General features: G+C 37.1%; 12 protein-coding genes, 1 pseudogene and 1 riboswitch. Of the genes and pseudogenes, 4 read left to right on the top strand and 9 right to left on the bottom strand.

Annotated elements, in window-relative coordinates; translation table 11 throughout:
* Positions 1–102: 102 nt before the first annotated feature.
* Positions 103–768 (top strand): bifunctional 4-hydroxy-2-oxoglutarate aldolase/2-dehydro-3-deoxy-phosphogluconate aldolase, encoded by a 666-nt coding sequence (gene eda, locus ACFIJR_RS08005; RefSeq protein ID WP_375627437.1) that lies wholly within the window; start codon positions 103–105, stop codon positions 766–768.
* Here the strand turns inward: eda and ACFIJR_RS08000 are convergent.
* Together ACFIJR_RS08000 and ACFIJR_RS07995 are read right to left on the bottom strand one after the other, a co-directional pair.
* A pseudogene (locus ACFIJR_RS08000) lies at positions 747–1,180 on the bottom strand (ferredoxin--NADP reductase); the annotation flags it as partial. The gene eda and the pseudogene ACFIJR_RS08000 sit on opposite strands and share 22 nt — an antisense overlap.
* Before the next feature lie 34 nt (positions 1,181–1,214).
* The gene (locus tag ACFIJR_RS07995; protein ID WP_375627438.1) at positions 1,215–2,042 is read right to left on the bottom strand and encodes a ferredoxin--NADP reductase; all 828 of its coding nucleotides are present in this window, start codon (positions 2,040–2,042) and stop codon (positions 1,215–1,217) included.
* Between the two features lie 1,102 nt (positions 2,043–3,144).
* Between ACFIJR_RS07995 and alr the strand changes: the two genes are divergently transcribed.
* On the top strand, positions 3,145–4,260 hold the full coding sequence (gene alr, locus ACFIJR_RS07990; protein ID WP_375653955.1) for an alanine racemase: 1,116 nt from the start codon (positions 3,145–3,147) through the stop codon (positions 4,258–4,260).
* A 1,426-nt stretch (positions 4,261–5,686) separates the two neighbouring features.
* On the opposite strand, the gene gcvP is transcribed toward alr, so the two are convergent.
* From gcvP to gcvT, 3 genes are read right to left on the bottom strand one after another with little or no spacing between them, the layout of a single operon-like run.
* Complete coding sequence (gcvP, locus tag ACFIJR_RS07985; protein WP_375627444.1) at positions 5,687–8,482, bottom strand: aminomethyl-transferring glycine dehydrogenase; 2,796 nt, start codon at positions 8,480–8,482, stop codon at positions 5,687–5,689.
* Between the two features lie 5 nt (positions 8,483–8,487).
* Positions 8,488–8,856: a glycine cleavage system protein GcvH gene (gcvH, locus tag ACFIJR_RS07980; RefSeq protein WP_375627440.1), complete on the bottom strand. Its 369-nt coding sequence runs from the start codon at positions 8,854–8,856 to the stop codon at positions 8,488–8,490.
* A gap of 6 nt (positions 8,857–8,862) precedes the next feature.
* Positions 8,863–9,975 carry a glycine cleavage system aminomethyltransferase GcvT gene (gcvT, locus tag ACFIJR_RS07975; protein WP_375627441.1) on the bottom strand — a complete coding sequence of 371 codons (1,113 nt, stop codon included), beginning with the start codon at positions 9,973–9,975 and terminating at the stop codon, positions 8,863–8,865.
* Between the two features lie 136 nt (positions 9,976–10,111).
* Positions 10,112–10,209: riboswitch (glycine riboswitch) on the bottom strand.
* 445 nt (positions 10,210–10,654) lie between these two features.
* Here gcvT and ACFIJR_RS07970 point away from each other — a divergent pair.
* Together ACFIJR_RS07970 and ACFIJR_RS07965 are read left to right on the top strand one after the other, a co-directional pair.
* Positions 10,655–11,317, top strand: a complete 663-nt coding sequence (locus ACFIJR_RS07970; protein ID WP_375644963.1) for an LON peptidase substrate-binding domain-containing protein — start codon at positions 10,655–10,657, stop codon at positions 11,315–11,317.
* A gap of 13 nt (positions 11,318–11,330) precedes the next feature.
* On the top strand, positions 11,331–11,537 hold the full coding sequence (locus ACFIJR_RS07965) for a Trm112 family protein (RefSeq protein WP_375653953.1): 207 nt from the start codon (positions 11,331–11,333) through the stop codon (positions 11,535–11,537).
* Between the two features lie 1,985 nt (positions 11,538–13,522).
* Here the strand turns inward: ACFIJR_RS07965 and ACFIJR_RS07960 are convergent.
* The 4 genes from ACFIJR_RS07960 to ACFIJR_RS07945 form a co-directional block, all read right to left on the bottom strand.
* Positions 13,523–13,942, bottom strand: a complete 420-nt coding sequence (locus ACFIJR_RS07960) for a hypothetical protein (RefSeq protein ID WP_375653952.1) — start codon at positions 13,940–13,942, stop codon at positions 13,523–13,525.
* Between the two features lie 110 nt (positions 13,943–14,052).
* The gene (locus ACFIJR_RS07955) at positions 14,053–14,631 is read right to left on the bottom strand and encodes a hypothetical protein (RefSeq protein ID WP_375653950.1); all 579 of its coding nucleotides are present in this window, start codon (positions 14,629–14,631) and stop codon (positions 14,053–14,055) included.
* An 82-nt stretch (positions 14,632–14,713) separates the two neighbouring features.
* Complete coding sequence (locus tag ACFIJR_RS07950) at positions 14,714–15,547, bottom strand: hypothetical protein (RefSeq protein ID WP_375653949.1); 834 nt, start codon at positions 15,545–15,547, stop codon at positions 14,714–14,716.
* A 1,645-nt stretch (positions 15,548–17,192) separates the two neighbouring features.
* Entirely contained in the window at positions 17,193–22,163 is a 4,971-nt protein-coding gene (locus ACFIJR_RS07945) for a DEAD/DEAH box helicase (RefSeq protein WP_375653948.1), read from the bottom strand.
* Positions 22,164–22,925: the final 762 nt, after the last annotated feature.

Below are 22,925 nucleotides of genomic sequence, written 5' to 3'. Positions count from 1 at the left end.
ACGCGCGTTTCATTCAATTTCAAGATTTATTCATGTACTCTTTAACATATTGTGCTTAATCAAACGATACAAATAATATCATCTCCAAGAAGAAAAAATATCATGTGCCAAAAAAGAGAAAAGCTTTTACTATATCTCCAAGGACAAACTGTTATACCTGTTTTGCTCATTGACAATCTACAAAGTGCTGTACCCTTAACACGCGCTCTTGTCAAAGGCGGATTAAAAACAATTGAGATCACCTTGCGAACACCAAATGCCCTCAAAGCAATTCAGAAAATTACACAAGAAGTCCCTGAAGCAATTGTTGGAGCCGGAACAATTCTCAACACAACACATTACGAAAAAGCCGAACAAGCGGGAGCCAAGTTTATTGTAAGCCCCGGATTATCAAATGAATTAATCAATTGTGCAAAAAATAGTGAAATTCCCCTTCTTCCCGCTGCAATGACCCCAAGTGAACTCATGCAAGCATTAAACAAAGGCTATTCATATCTCAAATTTTTCCCAGCTGAAGCCGCTGGGGGTATTGCCTTCATCGAAGCTTTAGCATCTCCCTTCTCTGATATCCGGTTTTGCCCAACAGGCGGTATTACACAAAAAAGTGCAACACAATGGCTCCAACTGCCTAACGTCTTCTGCGTTGGCGGTTCTTGGATAGCGCCCCAACAACTTATTGCAATAAGTGATTGGGATTCGATTACTGCATTAGCATATACTGCATCACAACTTCCCTCTCCCTCGAAAAAAGCTCTTTCTACAATATAATGTAAAATGCAAGAACATCAGCCCCTTCAACAAAACCAAAGCTTTCAAACATCCTTGCACAATCTTTTAACATTGTCATAGAACCACAAATCATCACCCGATCTTCATCGAGATGAAATTTGGGGAGTGCTATTGTTTCAAAGCCGCTTGTTTCAAAAAAACACCCGCTCTCCATAACAGTCGTAATACGCCCCATCGGCTTAGAAAGTTCGCACATGGTCATAAAATAAAATTTCAACTGTTGTGCATATGCTCCAATGAGTGGATCTTGTTGCAAAGAGGAAAAAAGATCTTTTGCATAAATTAACTCATTCTGCTCACGCATTATTTAAATAAGGACAACTTCTGAAAATTTTTCATAAGTATCAGAATCACGAGTAAAGCTTGCAAAAGGAAAAAAAACCGTACCGGTTTGAAAGAAGATAAAGCATCAACTTTTCTACTCATTATCCCACAAAAGCGCGCTCTACAACATAAGTAGCAGGAGCATTATTGGCCCCTTCAACAAGACCAAAACTTTCACACATCCTTGCACAATCTTTTAACATTGCCATGGAACCACAAATCATCACCCGATCTTCATCAGGATGAATTTTAGGAAGGCCCGTTGTTTCAAAAAAGCACCCGCTCTCCATAACAGTCGTAATACGCCCCATATGTTCAGAAGGTTCACGAGTAGTCATAGGATAAAATTTCAACTGTTGTGCATATCCCCCAATGAGAGGATCGTGTTGCAAAGAGGAAACAAGATCTTTTGCATAAACTAACTCACTCTGCTCACGCGTTGTTTGAATAAGGACAACTTCTGAAAATTTTTCATAAGTTTCAGGATCACGAATAAGACTTGCAAAAGGAGCAACCCCCGTCCCAGTTGAAAGAAGATAAAGACGTTTTCCAGGAATAAGAGCATCAAGAACCAGTGTTCCTGTAGATTTTTTACGCATGAGAACTGTATCACCAATTTTAATTTTTTGGAGATGCTCGGTTAAAGGCCCCCCCGGAACTTTTATCGAAAAAAACTCAAGCTGTTCGTCCCAAAAGGGACTTGCAATCGAATAAGCGCGATAAACCGGCTTTTCTGCATTTGGCAAACCGATCATAACAAACTCACCCGAACGAAAACGAAAACTGTCCGGACGATTCAAACGGAATTTAAATAACCGATCTGTATAGTGACAAACCTCTTGGACGGTAAGGGCGAACACATTCTCAGGAATCGAAAAATTTGCAACGCTGCTGATGTTTGACGGAACATTGGTAGCAGACGTATTCATACTCTTCCCCATATCTTTATTGAACGTTAAATTTTGAATCCTTGACGTGATATAGTACTTGCATAACCATCTGCCAACAATTTTCTTAAAACAAAAATCTCAAGATTAACACTTTATTAAACGAATGAGGAAAATGCGGATACAAATCCCATTCAAAGAAAAACAAAAACTTTGAGTATTAAACAGTCATGGGGCTCTTTTCCCTTTAACACATAATGCATATTTTTCCATTGTAACGCTATAACACTCTCTCGCTTAACAAAACTTATGACCCAAAACCTTTAAATAAGAGAGATAAATTTTTGTTGATTGAACGATAACCGCACGAATCTTCAACAAGATTTCCGGTATTACATCTATTCTTTTCCTTACTGACCTTTTTACACTGCTCTTTCGATAAATATCCATAAATAAAAGAGTCTAACGCGCACTATAAAGCGATAAAATTGATTTGACTAAAAACCAATCAAACAATAGAAAGTAAATATTGGATACCCAATCCATCTTGAAAACCAACAACATCCAAATCAACGGGCTTTCTAAATCAACAGTTTTTAATGTATCAGAAAGTGTTTACACACTGTTTTCCATTTAACAAAAATAACTTTAAGTGCATGAGACGACATCCAAAATTGCACAGATAAGTGATCTTTCCCCCATGATAGAAAACTTGTAATGCATTGATTTAGAGTGGTTAATTTAATCATTTTACCTTCTCTGAATAAGCAGCCCATGCAATGTTTAATCCAAACAATCGCACCAGCAACAACAGCCTAATATTGCACTCTTCAAAATGATACAATACAATAAACTATGTTTTATTTTTTTATATGCCTCAACTAGGAAAAATAAGTAAAAAACAAAAGTCTATGTTTTACAAATTATTAGAAGATACCGTGTTGCTAATAACACAAATAAAACTAAAATATCTCTTATATCCAGAGTACCATTTTACATAAAAAACGACTTTAATGGTGTGTAATTCAGTATAAGCTCCTTATGATTTTGACCATGGAAAATAGTGTCTTTCCCTATATCGTAAAGAACCTCAATGAAATAACCAAAAAACTCCGTATTTCACGAACACAGATAAGCTTTTAAAATGAAAAAATCCGTTAATGATGAAATCAATACATCACTCTATGTAGCTGTAGCAACCATCGATGTCAGTGCCATTGTTTCCAATTATATCACTTTAGCCAAACGTGTAGCTCCAACACAATGTTCAGCAGTTGTAAAGGCAAATGCCTATGGATTAGGAGCTCACAAAATTGCTCCTGCCCTTTATCAAGCTGGTTGTCGCACTTTTTTTGTCGCCCAAATCATAGAAGCACTCCAATTAAAAAGCATTTTACCATCAAATGTCACGATTGCTCTTCTGAATGGACTTCCACACTTAGCAGAAGAATTTGTCGCACAATCTGGTATTGTTCCTGTTCTAAACTCTTGGAATGCCATTGAAAATTGGCAAAAAATTTGTCAAAAAAAAGATAAAAAATTTCCAGCAATTGTTCAAATCGATACCCATATGAACCGATTAGGACTGGATCAAAAAGAATTACAAAAACTCATCAAACACCCTACAATTTTCGAAAAAGCAGAAATAAAATATATTCTCAGTCACCTCGCGAATGGAGAAGACAAAACACATTCATCCAATTATACACAATTGGCTACTTTAAAAACCATCCTTGCGCAATTGCCTGCTTGCAAAGTTTCCTTTGCTAATTCTGGAGGTATCTTTCTAGGATCAGATTTTTATTTTGATCTTGTTCGTCCAGGCATTGCACTTTACGGAGTTGATCCGCGAGGGAAATACCCATCACCTCTGAAACCTGTTTTAAAACTTGAAGCCCAAGTTATTCAAAACCGCGTTGTTGATGCAGGAGAACCTGTTGGTTATGGAGAAAGCTTTATAACCAACAGACCAAGCACTCTTGCAACCATTTCTATAGGCTACGCAGACGGCTGGCTCCGTGCTCTTTCGAATAAAGGAACAGTTTATTTCAACGGGCACAAACTTCCCATGGTTGGGCGGGTTTCTATGGATTCCATTATTGTAAATACGACCGATCTTGATCAAAAACCTCAAACAGGTGACTGGGTAGAACTCATTGGACCCCATCAAACACTTGAAAAAGTATCTATAGATGCCGATACCCTTCCCAATGAAATTCTAACATCTCTTGGCTCCCGCTATAAATACATTTACACATAAAAACTCTTTTAAAAAATAAATTGATAAAAATCATCATTTTAGAAAATTGAGGAGCTTTTACGAAAGATTTTAAACAATCAATCACATAAAAGACACCGCACATTCACAGAAATCTCAAAATAGACAAATTGATGAACTGTTTTATGGAAGTAGCTTTCACTCAAAATACAAAAACTTAGCCTTTTCTCCATAAATTGACAAAAAAGAATCTATTGCAAAGTTTTTAAAATTAATTGCCCAATTAAACCAAAATATTAATTCTCTAGATATCAAACAAAACATCCAGTCTTGTAAGTTTCTCTTATTTTCAGCTTTGTTCATAGTGAAGCAATCAAAATCATTCGCTTGCATACCACAAACTGGACTATGTGTAGATAAAAATGATTTAAGAAAAGAATACCTCTTATGAACCATCTCAAGTGCCAATAGCTATAACATTAAGCGGCTGAAAAAGTGTATGATAGTGCCAACTTCTTCCTTCATAGAGCCTAAAGATTGGGAGCTCTCAATAGATTTATCGTTGTATCATTCACGAGCGCCGTCGCGAAATGGGATTGGGAGCGAAATGTCTCTTTAAAACAAACACGTGAATTAACAACCAAAGCATATTCTTTTTGGAGTGTTCTGTTTTACATAAAGGTTGGGCACCCATTAAAAAACATTGCTTTAGATGCTTCTGATAGCCGTAAAGCTGAATTAAAAGGAGATGACAAACTGAGGATTGAGTTTCACCTTTACGGCTTTATATTTCTCTGAAATTGGATGTGGATTTACAGACAACAGCTAAAACACACGGGCTCTTAGGAAAACAACATCGTAAAGTCACAAACTGACTTACAATTGATTGGAAAGATGTGCCGGCTTTTTATAAGATACTCTGTAAAAAACAACCATAATACATTTGGTTTTGCATTTACTCATTCTGACAGGTGTTCTTACATATTTTTGCGTCATAGTTATAAAAAGCAGATTAAAGAGAAATATTTAGGCAATTCTTGACTTAAGAAGATGCAACAATAGAGTTTCGCGGGGCTTTATCATCAAAAGCACTAAAATTGATTTTATTCTTTCTGCAACCGGTCGTAGTCACCTTAGTGAGAGTAATATGTCACAACACATGCAACAGACTGGACCCTATCCCCGTAGGTTTCACTCTCGTTTACGTGAATTAGCTGGCTAGACCAATGCATCTAGTCACTAAAACTATGTCATACGATAGAAGGCAAAGAAGAGCATGCCTATTGCCTACAAAACACAGTTTTTTTGTCAACTTTTTCGATTTTTCTCATGTTATAAAAAACTATGCAAAATTCTAGAAAATAGACAAATAACTCTATAATAACATGATCAATAAGTAAAAAACCCACACAAAATGTGTGGGCTTTTTTGTTTATGTAAATAAACAAAGTAAATACATATTTGTTATTTAATAGGTATTTCCCAATGGCGGACACGAACAAATGAGCATTCTGTCTCCAGCAACATTATCAATACGCGATACAGGAGGCCAATATTTACTGGCTGGATCAAGAGAACTGTTGGGAAAAGCAGCTTCTTGTCGCGAATAGGGTCGTTCCCAAGCATCATCTAAAGTATCTGCCACTGTATGAGGAGCATTTACCAATGGATTATTGTCTTTTGGCCAAACCCCACGACCAACTTTCTTTGCTTCTTCAGCAATAGAGAGTAAAGCATCACAGAAACGATCAATTTCTGCTTTTGGTTCTGATTCCGTCGGCTCAATCATCAAAGTTCCCGGAACAGGGAATGACATCGTGGGCGCGTGGAATCCATAATCAATGAGACGTTTTGCAATATCATCAACACTCACCCCATACTGCTCTTTTAACACACGTGTATCCACAATACATTCATGAGCAACACGTCCATGCTTTCCCCGATAAAGAATGGAATAAGCGGGTGAAAGACGTGCAGCAATATAATTGGCATTTAAAATGGCTATTTGTGTTGCATATTTTAAGCCATCAGCCCCCATCATTCGAATATACATCCATGTAATCGCAAGAATAGACGCACTTCCATAAGGAGCTGCCGAAACCGCATGTGTTGTCCCATCCTGTTCATGCCCTGGTAAGAATGGTTTGAGATGCGCTGCAACTCCAATTGGTCCCATACCAGGACCACCACCTCCGTGGGGAATGGCAAATGTTTTATGAAGATTCATATGACAAACATCAGCGCCAATATCTGCAGGACGAGCAAGCCCCACAAGCGCATTGAGATTAGCGCCATCGAAATAGACTTGTCCGCCATTTTCATGAATAATAGAACAAATCTCCTTAATGCTTTCCTCATAAACACCATGTGTTGAAGGATAAGTGATCATGAGAGCAGCCAATTTATCCTTATGCAATTGCGCTTTCATTTTGAGATCGTCTACATCAACATCACCATCGCTTAAACATTTTACCACAACGACTTCCATACCTGCCATATGCGCCGAAGCTGGATTGGTACCATGCGCAGATGCAGGAATAAGACAAACTGTACGTTGATGTTCTCCCCGTGATTGGTAATATCGTCGGATAGCCAAAAGCCCCGCATATTCACCTTGAGCACCAGAATTTGGCTGAAAAGAAACTTGCGCAAATCCTGTAATTTCGCACAACCACGCATTTAACTGATCGATCATCTCCAAATAACCCACTGCATCCTCTTGTGAAACAAAAGGGTGTATATTGGCCATACTAGCCCAACTCACAGGCATCAATTCAGCCGCCGCATTAAGCTTCATTGTACAAGAACCAAGAGGAATCATAGCACGATCCAGCGCCAAATCCTTATCTGCCAAGCGACGCAAAAAGCGCATCATATCTGTCTCTGAATGAACCGCATGAAAAAAAGGCTGGGAAAGAAAAGCAGCATCCCGCTTTTTGCCAAAGAGTCGAGGAGAAACCTGATCGCCTAATTGTGCCCCCAAAAGCTGCGCTAAAGCACAAGCATCTTCTTCTGTTGATAATTCATCAAAATTAATTGCAATAGTGTCATCATCGAGAACACGAATAAGGCGCCCACCTATTTTGGCTTGATGCGCAATCTCTCGCGCTTTTCCCTTCACAACAACGCTTACGCAATCAAAAAAAGATTCTCCTTCACAAAAAACACCTGCAGCCTTTAAACCAGCAACAAAACGGCATGTTAAATGATGAATTCGCTGCGCAATTGCTTGTAAGCCTTTCGGCCCATGCCAAACAGCATAAGCAGTTGCCATATTAGCCAACAACGCCTGAGCTGTACAAATATTTGACGTCGCTTTATCGCGTCGAATATGTTGTTCACGTGTTTGCAAAGCTAAACGAAAACCAACACGCCCTCTCGTATCCACGGATTGACCAACAATACGCCCTGGAATAAGACGCGTTAACGCATCACTCACTGCAAGGTAACCAGCATGTGGACCACCAAATCCCATCGGAACGCCATAACGCTGCATAGAGCCAACAACGATATCTGCCCCCCATTGAGCAGGTGGCTCCATAAGGGTAAGTGCTAAAGGATCAGCCACAACGATAACTAAAGCTCCTTTTTCCTTTGCCTCTTTTATGATCTCACTGTAATCATGAAAAGCACCTTTTGTATCTGGCCAAGATAAAACAATTGCCGCTGTATCAGAAGCAATTTCGCCATTTTGGCTAATCTGAATCCCTTGTGTTTCAGCACGCGTTTGCGCAACACTTAAAGTCTGAGGATGTAAAAGACTCTGAACAGAAATCTTCGTCTTTTTCTCACGGGAAAAGCGAAAAGCGAGGGCATTGGCTTCAGCTAAAGCGGTTGCTTCATCAAGAAGGGAAGCAGCAGCAACAGGCAAACCTGTGAGTTCACTCACCAATGTCTGAAAATAAAACAAAAGTTCTAAACGACCCTGGCTAATTTCTGCTTGATAAGGCGTATAAGCAGTATACCAAGCAGGATTTTCAAACAGATTTCGTAAAATAACCGGAGGCACATAAGTTCCATGATATCCTTGCCCAATAAAACTTTTGTGCACACAATTACGCTCCATCATCTTGGAGAGTTCTTCCAAGGCTTGTACTTCACTAGCAGCCTCTGGAAGATTCAGTGAACGTCCCAAATGGATAGAGCGTGGAACAGCTTGAGAAATGAGTGTATCAACACAATCAAGCTCTAAAATATCAAGCATTTTTTGTGTTTCATCAGGTCGCAGCCCAATATGTCGAGAAGAAAAAGAACGCTCGATCATGACACTCATCCAATCAAAGCCTTATAAGCATCTTTATCCAACAACCCTTCCAGTTGTGTCTCATCCTGCAATGTCATTTTCCATAACCAGCCTTCTGTTTCGGCTTTCTGATTTACCAATTCAGGATTATCAGCCAATGCTTCATTTATTTCGACCACTTCACCATCAAGAGGAGCATAAACATCTGAAGCCGCTTTCACTGATTCCACAACAGCCGCCGCCTCTCCTTTGGAAAGTTTTGTTCCACTTTGTGGTAAATCAACAAAAACCAAATCCCCTAATTGCTCTTGTGCATAATGCGTAACCCCAACAGTCACCACTTGCCCTTCAACGCTAAGCCATTCATGGTCTTGTGTAAAATAAGTTTTAGACATAAAAAATCATCCTTTAAAATAACGTTGTTCAACAAAGGGAAGTGAATGAACTGATAATACAATCTTTTTGCCTCGCAGTTCTGTAAAGACTTGTGTCCCTTCAACTTTACAATCAACAGGAACATAACCCATCGCGACAGGACCATCAAAAGAAGGACCAAAACCACCTGATGTTACAATGCCAATCTCATTACCTTGATCATCAAGAAGCACCGCACCAGCACGAATAGGTTGACGCGTTTGCGGTTTTAATCCAACACGACAACGAGCAGGTCCTTTTTGCAGTGCTTCAAGAAAAGCCTTCGCACCATAAAATTGTGCTTTTTCTCGAACACTTTTAGGAACAGCCCATGTTAGAGCCGCATCAATAGGTGTCGTATCAGGGGTAATATCATTTCCATGCAAACACAGCCCTGCTTCCAACCGCAAGCTATCGCGTGCTGCAAGTCCAATCCACTCAACACGAGAATCACTCAGCAATTTTTCAGCCAACATATGCGCATGCCCTATAGGCAAAGCAATTTCAAAACCATCCTCTCCCGTATAGCCAGAACGCGTTATAAACCAATCTTGTTGTGGTTCGAATCCTTGCATAAAGAACAATTCATTCCCTGGTAAATCAGCATCAGCAAGAACAGCAGCCGCTTCAGGACCTTGAAGAGCAAGCAATACCCTTTCAAGAGCAATCACTTGACATTCAAAATCAACCGCACGCTTTTCCAATTCTACAAAATCAGCCTGTGCATTCCCAGCATTGGCGACCAACATAAAACGGCTCTCTTCCAAACGGGTAATGATAAGATCATCAAGAATACCAGCCTGCTCATTAAGCAAATAATTATACCGTGAATGCCCAATCTTTAAAGCTGCTGCATCAATGGGAAAAGCATAGGACAAAAATTCCACGGCTTGTGCCCCTTCAACGGCAATCAATTTCATATGAGAAATATCAAAAAGACCCGCATGTGCACGCGTATGAAGATGCTCTTTCAAAACGCCAAGAGGATAAGTTAAGGGCATGTTCCACCCCGCAAAAGCGCCAAATTTTGCTCCTGCTTTTTCATGCAGATCATATAAAGGAAGTGTTTTTAAAAAAGATGTTTCTTGTGCTGTGCCCATAATAACTCCAAAGCTGCGCTAACGCCCACAGAATATGGCCGTCTCTGCCCCCTCTGTCATCAACCTGAGAGACTCGCGAAAAGATTTTTCGCTTACACCTTCGGCGCGGGTTCTCCCGACTTTCCAGATCTGCCTTCTTCCTTTTACGGTCCTTAAAGCCTGAGAGATTATGGGCTATTTCCCCTTCGGCGGCAATGCGAAAACTCGCAATCTGCACTCTCCCGCAAAAGAATGAAAGAAACAATAACGCTCTTTCCAGCATGTTCTAATCTATAACCTATCTTTATCACACTGTCATTAGTAAAGTGATGAAAATGTTCTCATTTTAAAACTTGCATAAGCTGCTTCAAAAGATTTATAATAGCACCCTTTTGAACCTTACAAAAATTGCAAGGAACACATTTTAGGAAATTTAAGAAAAAAATCAAAAGCTATAAACAAAAATACCTCTTGAAAATCATGCAAAACGTCACACACTAAAAAGATCGCAAAGCAACATTCTTTCGCGCGCAGTCAACCTTAAAGATAGGGTCTCATATTCTTTTTTAGAATTAGGACTTCAAGTATTTTATAAGTATGATTTTAATGCACAAGAAGTGGGTTTTCTGCTTTCTCAATAGTGTCATAAATTGCAACTATTTACAGACTAAAACTACCGAACAAAGGTGACAAAATACTCATGAAAGCTGGTAATATCTCTTACAATTGCGAAAATGATCTTCCAAAGCAAATTGCCCTTTTTCCTTTAGAAGGTGCACTCTTACTACCCGGTGGTTTTTTATCACTCAACATTTTTGAACCAGAATCACTTGAAATGATTGAAAACGTTATGGTAACCGATCGTCTATTGGGCATTATTCAACCACTTTCATCGAATACAGACCGCTTCTCTACACAACTTTATAAAACAGGCTGTATAGGGCGCATTACAAACTACAGTGAAACAGGAAATGGACAACTGTTCATTATCTTACAAGGTGTTTGCCGCTTCACCTTAGAACAAGAATTGACAAACACAAAATCCTATCGAACAGCTCTCATCCAATCAAACATAAAAGACTTGCAAGAATTTGATGTTGAAGAAAGCATTAACCGAGAAAGCTTACTTGACGTTGTAGAAAAATATCTAACCATACATGAAATGGAATATAATTGGAGCAGTATCATAGAAGCCCCTACACCTATATTGGTTAATGCTTTTTCAGCTCTTATCCCCTTTACACCAGCAGAAAAACAAGCTCTCCTTGAAGCTCCAGATATCGAAAGCCGTGCCCAAACTCTTCTTGCATTAACAGAACGCTCACTCATGAAACAAACAGGTACAGATTACCGTTTAAACTAATAAACGTCAAAACATGAAAAAAATGACCACAGATCCCAAAATGCTCGAATTGCTCGTTTGTCCAATAACGAGAAGCACACTCTCTTACAACCGAGAAACACAAGAGCTCATTTCTCTCAAAGCCAAACTTGCCTATCCTATTCGTGATGGCGTCCCCATTATGCTTGCCTCAGAAGCGCGCCCTTTGCAAAACAATGAAAACGTAGCCTATAAAAAATAAGAAAATTTCGTTCATTTTTTCTGGAGAAAACTGTTATCAATCACTGCTCTATGAAAAGCTCTCTTTTGCTCATGCAATCTTTTTAATATTAGTGCTAATCCATTACACGCCAGCACCAGCATTCTCTTTACCAACTCCCCTCTTTACCAACTTCAAATGTTATACTTACTCTAAAAAGTCTTTTGCTTCTAAATGCGAAAAGAAGCTTCCGTTTTTATACAAAATAAATAGATAAAGTCTTATAATTACAATTTTAAACATACCCCATAATGATCACCAAGAAATTGTCCTAAATTTCATCAAAATAAAGGGATGCATTGCAACAGTTGCACGTAAACTTTGCAAAAAACAACCAAAACAACTGCTGTCACTCTGGTTGACGATTTAAAGAAATTATCCTATGAATGAACTTGTGTTTTTGATCGTATACGCAGCGATCAATAGGGCTTGGAAGCCCTGAAACCGAGTATAAAATAAACCCGCTTTTTGCGGATATCCCAGAATTTCCGAGGGCTCTTGTTATGTCCAAGTGCTTTCAGCACTAAAAGCAAGAGGCTGGCTCGGTTTCAGCACTTCCAGACCCCGGAAACGCTTATTCCATAAAAACATAATAAATTCAGTGTGTTATATGCAATTATTTTATATGAATCCACTTAAGAATCCACACTTTTATACATGATCCATTTGACCCTTTTTTATATAAGATTGCCATGTATGAATAGACCATAAAAAGCTAAGCATGATGCAAATATTATAACGCATGTGTGTATTCAAATGAAATGAAAAGCCGATATCATTCATAACAGTTTATAAATTTTATGATACGTTTTTATCACAGCACAAATCACATTGTTAAAAATTTAGTTGTTTGGAATTATCGATAACATACGTTTAAAGATCACATCTTGTTTTAATGATTGGATTGTTAATCCCATGATAAAAACATAAAATTACAGTTCTCAAAATTGAGAAGCGTAAAATCTAAAGATGTTATCGCAACATTAGATTATCCTATAAGAAGGTAATCATTTAAAACTTTTATAAGCTTATAGGTTTAATTTATAAAGATTGCATAAAAGGATTTAAAGACAAGATCGCTTTTAAAAACGCTTTCTAAAAATTTAGAACGATAAGTAAGAAGCATAAATATAGTATCATCACAACAGCTATGCTAATTTTAAAAACGAAACTGTATTCGCTTCCACAAAAAAATGGAAACGAACAATGGAATAGCAGTAAAATACTATCTACTTAGACATGGTACTAGAAAACGTTTTAAAAGTTACCGTTTAAAAGCACAGAGCCAAATATGGACTGAGTGATTTACTCACCCCAAAATTGGGGGCAGCTATTGAGACAAAGATAAGCAAGCAAAATTCAAAAATATTTAACATTATAAGGCATGGGATTTTACTTAATTTTGCTAGCCAAATATAGAGCGATTAATTTGCAAAGAAGTTACATTTGAGTGCAAAATGAAAATACGCTTATGAAAGCTTTTCTAAATGCACGTTTAAACGTTTGAAACTGATGTTTATAACAGTTTTTAAAGCCTTGCGTTTGATAAAATCGGTTGTTTGTTGTCTTTATGAGAGATTGTTTTAAAAACCAATGCTTGTAAATGTAAAAACCGTTTTGTTAAAGCTACCGAGCATTTTGATTTGATTGATACGTTTGATAGCCATAACAAGCGTTTATAGGCTCTCTTATTCAAATGAGTGATTAAAGATCATACGCATCATTGACATTCCTTTTGATAAGTTTTCATATCTCTCATAGAGCGCTTGCAATATGATACGTTTTGTATATATGCATTCATTACTCCATGTGGATGATTATTTTTAATCAATAAAAAACGCTATTTGAAAGCCGCGTCATATCACTTGGCACGGCTTTTTTTTTAACTCTCTCTTTTATGATATGTTTATAGCAATGCATTTTATATGCGTTTATAACCATAAAGAATGCACGCCCCATGCGTGTTTTTATTCTGTTTTATCAGTTATATTGACAACATTATCCCTTTCATAAACCTCACAATTTTTTGGAACCAACCTTACTTTGCTTTTTTTATTGATTTTTGCATTGCCATAAGCACGCCCCCAGATCGTTGCACAATATGAGATTTTAGCATTGCCATAAACTTGACCACAGACTTGAGAAAAATGGCGTATTTTTGCATTTTCATACACTCTTGCATGACCGTAGACACAAGCCTCATCATACACCCAGCAATTGCCATCATGGGATAGGTTAACTTCCTTTTCAATAAAGCCGCCTAAAGACCCCGCCTTTATATCATCAAAATCTTTTAAAGCTTTAATGCGATAAAGGTTTATAATATTTCGAGTAAGAGCATGTTTGATTTTTTTGATTTCACTGGTTAATTCGTATTTTTTGCACATAGAAGACCCTCACAATCTAATGTGATAAACGTTTGATAAAATTTGGAATGGGATGTTTAAAGAAGGGCGCCCCCGCCGCGCCCGTGCTTTCATTTACACTGCTTTATTGATTAGACCCAGACAATCTCTAATTCACCATAAGGAGAGAGACGTTCAGTATAGGTTTTTATTTTAGTAGACCCGCCGACATTTTCACGAATAACAGCAATGCCATGAATATTGGCATTTTCATAAACATGTACGTTATTTGCTATACGAGCGTTTTCATAAACCCTAGCATTGTCATAAACATAGGCATTATCATAAATAATAGCCTTGCCATAAACACGCGCATTACCATAGACATGGGAATTATTAGAAATAACAGCCTTGCCATAAACATGGGCATTATTATAGACATAGCCAGCAACGATAGCATTGTCATAAACCCGCGCATGACCATAGATATGACCACAAGTGACAGCCTTGCCAAAAACCCTTGCATTTTCATAAACGTGACCATTTTTAAACACAAGAGCCTCATCATACACCCAGCAATTTCCCTCATGAGAGAGGTTATCTTCCTTTTCAATAAAGCCGCCTAAGGTACCTGCTTTGATATCAGCAAAATCTTTTAATGCTTTAATACGGTAGAGAACATGTTTACCAAATACACGCGTTTCATTTGTGAGTGCAAACTTCTTTTGCATGAGCACAATTCCTTTATAAAGAGATTTAAATTTTTAAATGAGATGTTTAAAGGAGGGCACCCCCGCCGCGCCCACGCGTTATTTAAGCAGCGTCTTTTAGTGACTGATTATCATCACAGATATCATTACGAATTTTTGCACGGCTATTGACAACAGCATTGCCATAAATTTGCACATGATGATCAATATTTGATTTGCCATAGACCTTGGCATGATCATAAATTCTTACAAAGCAACCAACACGAGCCGAGCCAGAAACCTTGGCATGACCATAGATACTTGAATAATCCTTAATCCAGGCATTACAAAAAACATGGGCATTATCATAAACCCGCGCCCAGACATAAACCCGTGACTTGCCATATACACGAGCATTGCCAAAAATATAGCCACAAACATAGGCACTTTCATAGACACGGGCATTGTCATAAACCTTGGCACCATTAGAAATAGTAGCATTATCACTAATTACGGCATAACCATAAACATGCCCACAGACCTTAGCGTTATCATGAATTTTTGCATTATCATAAATATGAGCGGTTGTATCAAAAACCAATGCTTTGCCATTAACGATAGCATTGCCACACACCTTGGCACCTCTAAAGATTTTCGCATCATTATAGATTTTAGCATTTTCATAAACAGTTGCATTGAAAAGAACCGCGGCATTATCATAGACCCAGCAATTGCCATCATGGGATAAGTTACTTTCATTTTCAATAAAACCGCCGAGGTCTCCCGCCTTAACATCATCAAAATCTCTTAGAGCACGTATACGGTGTAAAGTAAGACCATCAAAAGTGAATTTTTCATTGGTAAATTCGTATTTTTTTGCAGGCTCTTGTTGATTAACAGGGGCGGTTTCATTTGCAATGTTAGAAATAATGGGGATGTTTTTTGAGATATTTTTCATAATTAAACCTTACTGATTAAATGTTTGTTATTGGCATCTCTATAGAGGCGCCGGGTGCTAACAAACACGGCAGTAAGTCCGTCGTTACACTTTTCCCATAAATGGGTATTGTATGGTGTAACTACACCCGACAAAATCACTATATATGCTAACAAAAGCATAAAAGATAGTCAGTTTTTAATAGGATTAGGTTTATCGCAACCTATTCGCTTACTGTTTAGTGTTGTTAAGCACTTGATTATTTATATAACAAAATACGTATTTATTGTCAAATAATATTCTATCTTTTTTGATATTTTTTCTTATTTTTTAAATACGTTGTGTATTTATAATAACTTATGCTTATTAATTGCTTCTTTTATATTTATGTGCTTCTAAAGATATATTATAGGCTTTATGAAACGATTGCGTTATTTTCTGAATCTATACATTTATAATATTTAAAAACGCTCTCATAATGCGTATTTTTATCTTTATAACCTATCAATTTTTTTACTAAATGGTTTTTAAGATTTCTGTTAATTTCTTTTAATAACACATTTGCAACTTAACAGCTTTTTATAGGGACTGTCTTTATAATCATGCCTTCATTTGCATGTGATTATGAAAGCCTGCTTTTTTCACGCATTCTCTATGGCTGTTATGTTCTTTATAGCCATGGCATCATTTTCCATTTTCATAAGAGAAATGATAAATAGAATATATGATAATTATGATTTACTGCTTTTTATGAAAACATCTAAAGAAAGAATGATAATTATAGAGATGAGCAAAATCTCTTTTAATAAACTTTTGTCATTTTTGTCAGTTCTTTTTAGAACCTATATCATTTTTTTTAAATGAGAAAAAATTAAAATCATTATATTTCAACAAGTTAAGTTTTATGAATTTTTCAAAATACAACTTATTAAAACAGCCATAACAAATAAATACAACTGTAAATATATATTTGTCAGTTTATGTCAGTACATTGAATCGACAAAAGTGATCATTTAGTGAATGATTAAAACATGTCTTATGAGAGTATGTGATCTTTTAAAGCCTTTCAAAAGAAAGGGATTATAATCATAATAAATGCTATCAAGACCATTATGGTTGTGAGTTTTGGAGGTTTTGGGGGTTTTGGAGGTGCTTTTTACGCCGCCCCCTTTACATATTTTTCAATAAAAAATAAAAGTTTATTATATTTCAATATGTTAAATTTTATCAAGTTTCCAAAAAAACAACCTATATCAATAATACAACCTTTAAATTCAACTAATGCTATATGTTTTGTAAGGGTTTTGGGGGAGTTAGAAACCTTCAAAACCTATAAGTAATATAAGAAAATGAATATACATAACTCTCTTTAAACAAAGCTTCTGATAACAATAAAGCTATCATTTTAGATTACGGTATAACCTCTTAAAGGCAATGTAAAAGAAGCGTATTCACTTTAAGATGGGATTTCTTAAAAGTCTTAAAGCAATCAAAATAAGAGTATTTAAAAGTGCAAGTTTCTTCTTTTTAGAATAATGCATATAAACATTCCTTTTAAAGATTGTATGTAAGCAATTTAACAAGAGAGGTATAGATTATATGGTTATAAGACCTTATACCCCTTGTAAGGTTATCACACTCATTATGTGAGCATGCTTTAATAAGCTTATTCAGTTTCTCTTATTTCTAATTTTGGTAAGTTCTTAACAATCTTCATTGTTTCTAAACTTACGGTAATAACCCTTTGAAACAACTCTAATGGATAAGCAGGGTTGCCAACGGTTTCAACAGCATAGTGATTGGCATCATTCACAATGCCACTCTTTTTATCAGTCTTTACGCATTGACGCCCCATAACCCATTCAAGAGCGGGTTTACCATTGACGATATACTCATAAGCTTCAAGAGGTATATCTGTCATGATGATATTGCTATTGTAAATAACAGTTGATTTATCTTTTTCTTTACCTGCTTTTGCGAATTTCATTTCTGTAACGTAATAGAATTTCTCAGGATTAGAGATCTCTGTAAATTTTGGATTACCCTTTTTAAAGGTCACTGGATAAGGTTCTACAGTTTCATAATTCACGTGCAAATGACCCAGTTTATGTCCTGCTGTTACAAATTTCCAAAAATCATCAGCAGTTTTTACACAAGGGATGCGAGGCAATTCTTTAGAGAGGTTATCAGCATAACGAGCACGATAATCTTCCGAATGTAACAATCCGTAGACGTAATAGAACAAATCATCTTTAGTGATTTTTTCATTCGGATAAGCAGCTTTAAAATGTGCTAATCCTTCATCAGTAATGGCATCACGCCTCTGTAAACCAGCTGTTTTACTTTCTTCTGTAGAAATTAAAAATAAATGGGATTGTTTTTCATTTTTACTTTTTGAAACCGTATCATCTTTGTAAATATAGCGTGGAAAGCATTGACCTGTATCTATTACACTCACATCAGGTACATTTTTAGTCATCAAGATAGAAAATCCACTTCTTGCTCCTACAGAAGAAACTTGTATCACTTTATTTTCAGTCGCTTTTTCTATAGGAAATATCCGCGGCATTTGGTAAACCATATCATTGAAGGTACGATTATAATAAAGCCATCGTTGTGTAAAAGGACGATACAGACTTGGTATGAGGCATGTCTCTTCAAATTCAAAAAACTTTCTTTTTGTCAACTCTTGTTTAAGTCCACGGCTCCAACTTATCTTACTTTCATCTGAATTTACAAAATTATTTACAACATTGGTATGTATTTTACGGTCAGTGTGTGCATAAGTATCATTAAAACGTTCCACTTCACTGTTATAGAAGGCAATCATATTACTCATGTTTTTCGCTAGAGCTTCAGGGCTTGAGTTGTATGTCCAAGCATCACGACTCGTCATAATACCGCGAGAAAAATTTTCAAACAGCTTTTTACCATGACTTTTCTTATCACCTAGGGCTAGGAATGTTTTGAAACTCTCATCACGTTGATTTATCCAATCACCATGTTCATCCGGCGTGATCATTTGCCAACTTTGTTCACGTGTAATGCCATCAATACTACCAAAGTATTCAAGAGCTGTAAGTTTTTCTTTTGTCGTGAAATTATTACCAATGTCATGATAGTAAATTTTACAATCTCTAGAAACATTGGGGTTTTTGATAAACAATGTTATAGCAATACCAGTCATACTACCATTGCCAAAAACATTTTCACCTTCTTGAGCTTTCCCATCGCTTAACATATTTTTACGAATATCCCCCCGTAAATTAAGCACATAAATACTCGTAAACTCTTTGGCTAAAGATTTTCGTAAGCTATCCATTGTTGGCTTTTCTATGTAACCAGAACCAGAAACAAAGCCGATTACCCCAGCATCAACAATACGGTCACTTGCCCAACGAATGGCACGGATATAGCTGTCATAAAGTGCTCGTATATTCGTTACTTTCGATTGAGCAGCATAAGTTTTACGGATACGTTCATCTAATATGGGATAAGGGCTGTTCTTTGCATTATCATTTTCGCTTTTTTGCCCCACGGAATAAGGAGGATTGCCGAAGATAACTTCAATATTGAGGTTTTTCTGAAGTTCTAAATATTCACTGTTTTCCTCTAGTAAACCTCTCATCAGATCTTGTTTTTCAAGCATCCGGAATGTATCGGTTAAACCAATATGTTTGAAAGGAATATACTCTCCTTTCTTCAAACTATGATAAGTCGATTCAATGTTAATGGCTGCTATGTAGTACGCTAGCAAAACAATCTCATTGGCATGGATATCATGACGGAACTTATATTCCATATCCTCTGGTTTTATGAGCTTTGATTGTAAAAGCCTTGTGATAAAGGTACCCGTTCCAGTGAAAGGGTCAAGAATAGAAACTCCACGTGACCCCAAGCTTTTTCCAAACTCATTACGCAACACATCATCAACAGAATGAATGATAAAATCGACAACTTCAACGGGGGTATAAACAATCCCAAGCCTATCCGTTGTCTTCTTAAATGCCTTGGTAAAAAAATCTTCGTAAAGCTTGATAATAAGATTTTGTCTTGCCTGTGGTTCTGTAATGCCAGAGGCACGGAACTTTACGCTGTCATAAAACTCTTGTAATTCTTTGGATTCTTCCTCAATATTGGTTTTATCGAGTTCTGTTAAGATTTTTTCCATTGCTTGCGAAATGGCATTGTTTTGCACAAATTCATTGCCCTCAAACAAAGCTTCAAACACGGGACGCGTTACAAGATGTTGCGCTAACATCTCAATCGCTTCTTCTTGCTTTATCTCACTGTTTAAGTTGTTTTTTAATTCCTTATAAAACGCATCAAAGGCATGATAAGCTTCGCTTGTCTGATCAGAAAGCATAGTTTGAAGGCGTGTGATATGGTTTTGTGCAATCTCAGCAACATTGCCAGCCCAAATGCCCCAATAATCACTCATGGTAGATTTTTTAACAATCAGTGTTTTGAGAGCATTGGGAAACTCAATAAAAAAGGGTAATCTTCCTGTTACGCTATGACTATGTTGCGGTTCATGAGCTTGTGTCCCAATACGAAGTCCGGATTGTTCCGATTTTTCGTGGAGCGTGATTTCGTCAATAACCGTGGTGACATTCTCTAATTCGGTCTTTTTAGAAACTGTAACAATGTCGATGATAGAGCTTACGTCTTGTCCTAAGACCATCTGGTTAAGGGTTTTACTAAAATTCTCATCATGGGCAAGCAAAGCATTGAGAACTTGCCAGACAACACTGTATCTCTTATTGTTTTTTAATGCCTCTTCTGGTGAAACACCAGCAGGAACACCAACCGGCAAAATGATATAACCCATCTTTTTGCCTTTTGCACGACGCATCACACGTCCTACTGCTTGTATCACATCCACTTGGCTTTTACGCGGGTGTAAAAACATAACCGCATCAAGGGAAGGAACATCAACACCTTCTGAAAGGCAGCGTACATTGGTTAATATACGGCAGACATTCTCACCCGCATCTTCTTTCAACCAGTCAAGTTTTATCATACGGTTTTTGGCACCAGATTTTCCATTAATATGATCTGCTTGACAGTTAAGAGGGGGAATATTTTTATGGTTTTCATGAAGATCACGTAAATCTTTCTTAACTTCTTCATCGTTGAATGTTCTACATATGCGTTCAGAAGTTTTAATATCTCTACAAAAAGCCAAAGCCCGATGCATGGGTCTTGTATCATCTCCAAGATCAATTTTCAGATCCATTTTGGTAAGAGCTTGATAACAACCCATGATCTTTGTTCTATCATCAAGAATAAGTTCATAATTCTTATCTGTCATCAGATGCTGGATAGATTTACTCACTTCTCCTTCATCAACACCTAAAACGATAATCTTGTAAGGCGTTAAAAGTCCATTTTTTACAGCATGGGAGAAACTATAAGAATAAAGGATTTTGCCATAAAGCTCTTCATCATCCATAGAAGCCAGAACGGCATCAATCTCATTAGCTTGTTTTTTGGCATTATCACTAAAGATACGAGGTGTTGCGGTCATATACAGACGTTTCTTGCCCCGAATAAGGCTATTGTCATGAACCTTGATAAACTCAGATTCACTCTTGTCTGTTCCTAACACAGCTCCAGTGGTACGGTGTGCTTCATCACAAATGATCAGATCAAATTCCGGTAAAGCATATTTCTTTTGCGCATCCGAAATCACTTGGATCGAATGGTAGGTAGCAAAGACCACAGTCATGGCATCAGGAGAAGTCTTATTGGCTTTTTCTCCAAGCTTTTGAGAATCTGTTGTTGCTGGTAGAGCGAGATCCGAGACATCGAGTTCGGCAGCATCATCTTGGGCTTTACGACGCTTGCCGACTTGTGTATCAGAACACACCGCAAAGGAACGCAAGGGTATTGCTGTATCTGCTGTCCATTCTCTTATTGTTTGTGACATTAAAGAAAGAGAGGGGACAAGAAATAAAACACGTTTACCTTGACCAGCAAGAGCTTCTGCTATCTTCAGACTGGTAAAGGTCTTTCCCGTTCCACACGCCATAATCAGCTTGCCGCGGTCTGCTTCTTGTAAACCGTCACAAACAGCTTTAAGCGCTTCTTGTTGATGATCTAAAAGATTTTTCGGTTCTTTTTTCTTAAGAGTAGCTTTCCCTTTGCTTTCAAAGGTTGACCAATCTATTTGACTGTTTTCCAGATCAAAAAGATTAATCCGTTGAATGCGGACTCCTTGTCCTTCACAGGTGAGATCGGCATTGTTACTCCAATTACCTTCGGTGCTATCAACCAGAATACGGCGTGTGAATATTTTCTTGCCAGACGCTGCTATAAAGCTATCAATATCTTCTTTCTTGATCTGATGATTTGCACTATAAAACTTACATTGAATAGCGGCATATCCTTCTTCATCACGAATTTTAGCAACCAGATCAATGCCAATATCACGTCCATCTTCCCCATGCTCTTTTGCCCATTCACAATAGGTTTGAACCTTTTCATATTCTTGGCATTGTAGAGGGTCTTGCGTCAAATAAGCAATTACAAACTTTTCAAAAGAAGTTCCTCTATCGCGCGCACTTTCTGTATGATCACGGTAGGATTGTAACAGAGAGCGTAATGTCAGTGGTTTGTTATGAGATTGAAGCATTTATAATAAAACCCCACCGCTTTATAAGCGTTGATCTATCGATGTCAAAAAACTTTAAATAGAATTTGCTAGATCTATTTAAAACAAATAGCAATAATAAAATAAAAAAAGGGTGCTAAAGACCCATAACCTGCTTAAAAAGAAATTTTATTAAAGGCTACTTATCCACAGCCTATGACATGAGGTAAGATCAGCAAAATAGTGAAATTTGCTGTTCGTTTTATGGAAAAAAGACAAATTTGATATGTGCTTTTAAGATATCAGAATGTATGTTTTGATAGGCTTTTATTGCTTGCTTTGTAAGAAAGATAAAAAGCATATACCCCCCCTATACCCCCAAAACCCCTACAAAACCTATGCTATAAGTTGAATTTACAGGTTGTAATGTTGATATAGATTGTTTTTTGAAAAGTTGATAAAAATTAACATATTGAAATATAATGACTTTTATTTTGATTTTTAAAATATATAAAGAGGGGAATAAAAAGCACCTCCAAAACCCCCAAAACCTCCAAAACCAATAGATGGGAAATGTTTTGAAGGTTTCATTTTATGAATACATAAGTTATATGTTTTATTGGAATTTAAAATTCATTCATTGAAATGTTTTATGACTTTTCACTAAAGGATGCCATTCATAGCGTATGGTAGGTCGACCGCCTTGGGAGTTATTGTCTCCAGAGATTTCACGAATATAGTTACAACGACATAAAAGCTCTAAAGCTTGCTTAACGGCTCCATTGTCTTTTAAAGATCTCCAAC

Source organism: Bartonella sp. OD88NMGDW (genome assembly GCF_042193775.1).
Taxonomy (GTDB): Bacteria; Pseudomonadota; Alphaproteobacteria; order Rhizobiales; family Rhizobiaceae; genus Bartonella; species Bartonella grahamii.
Note: the sequence above shows the minus strand (reverse complement) of the source record. Positions and strands in the feature narration are given on the sequence as shown.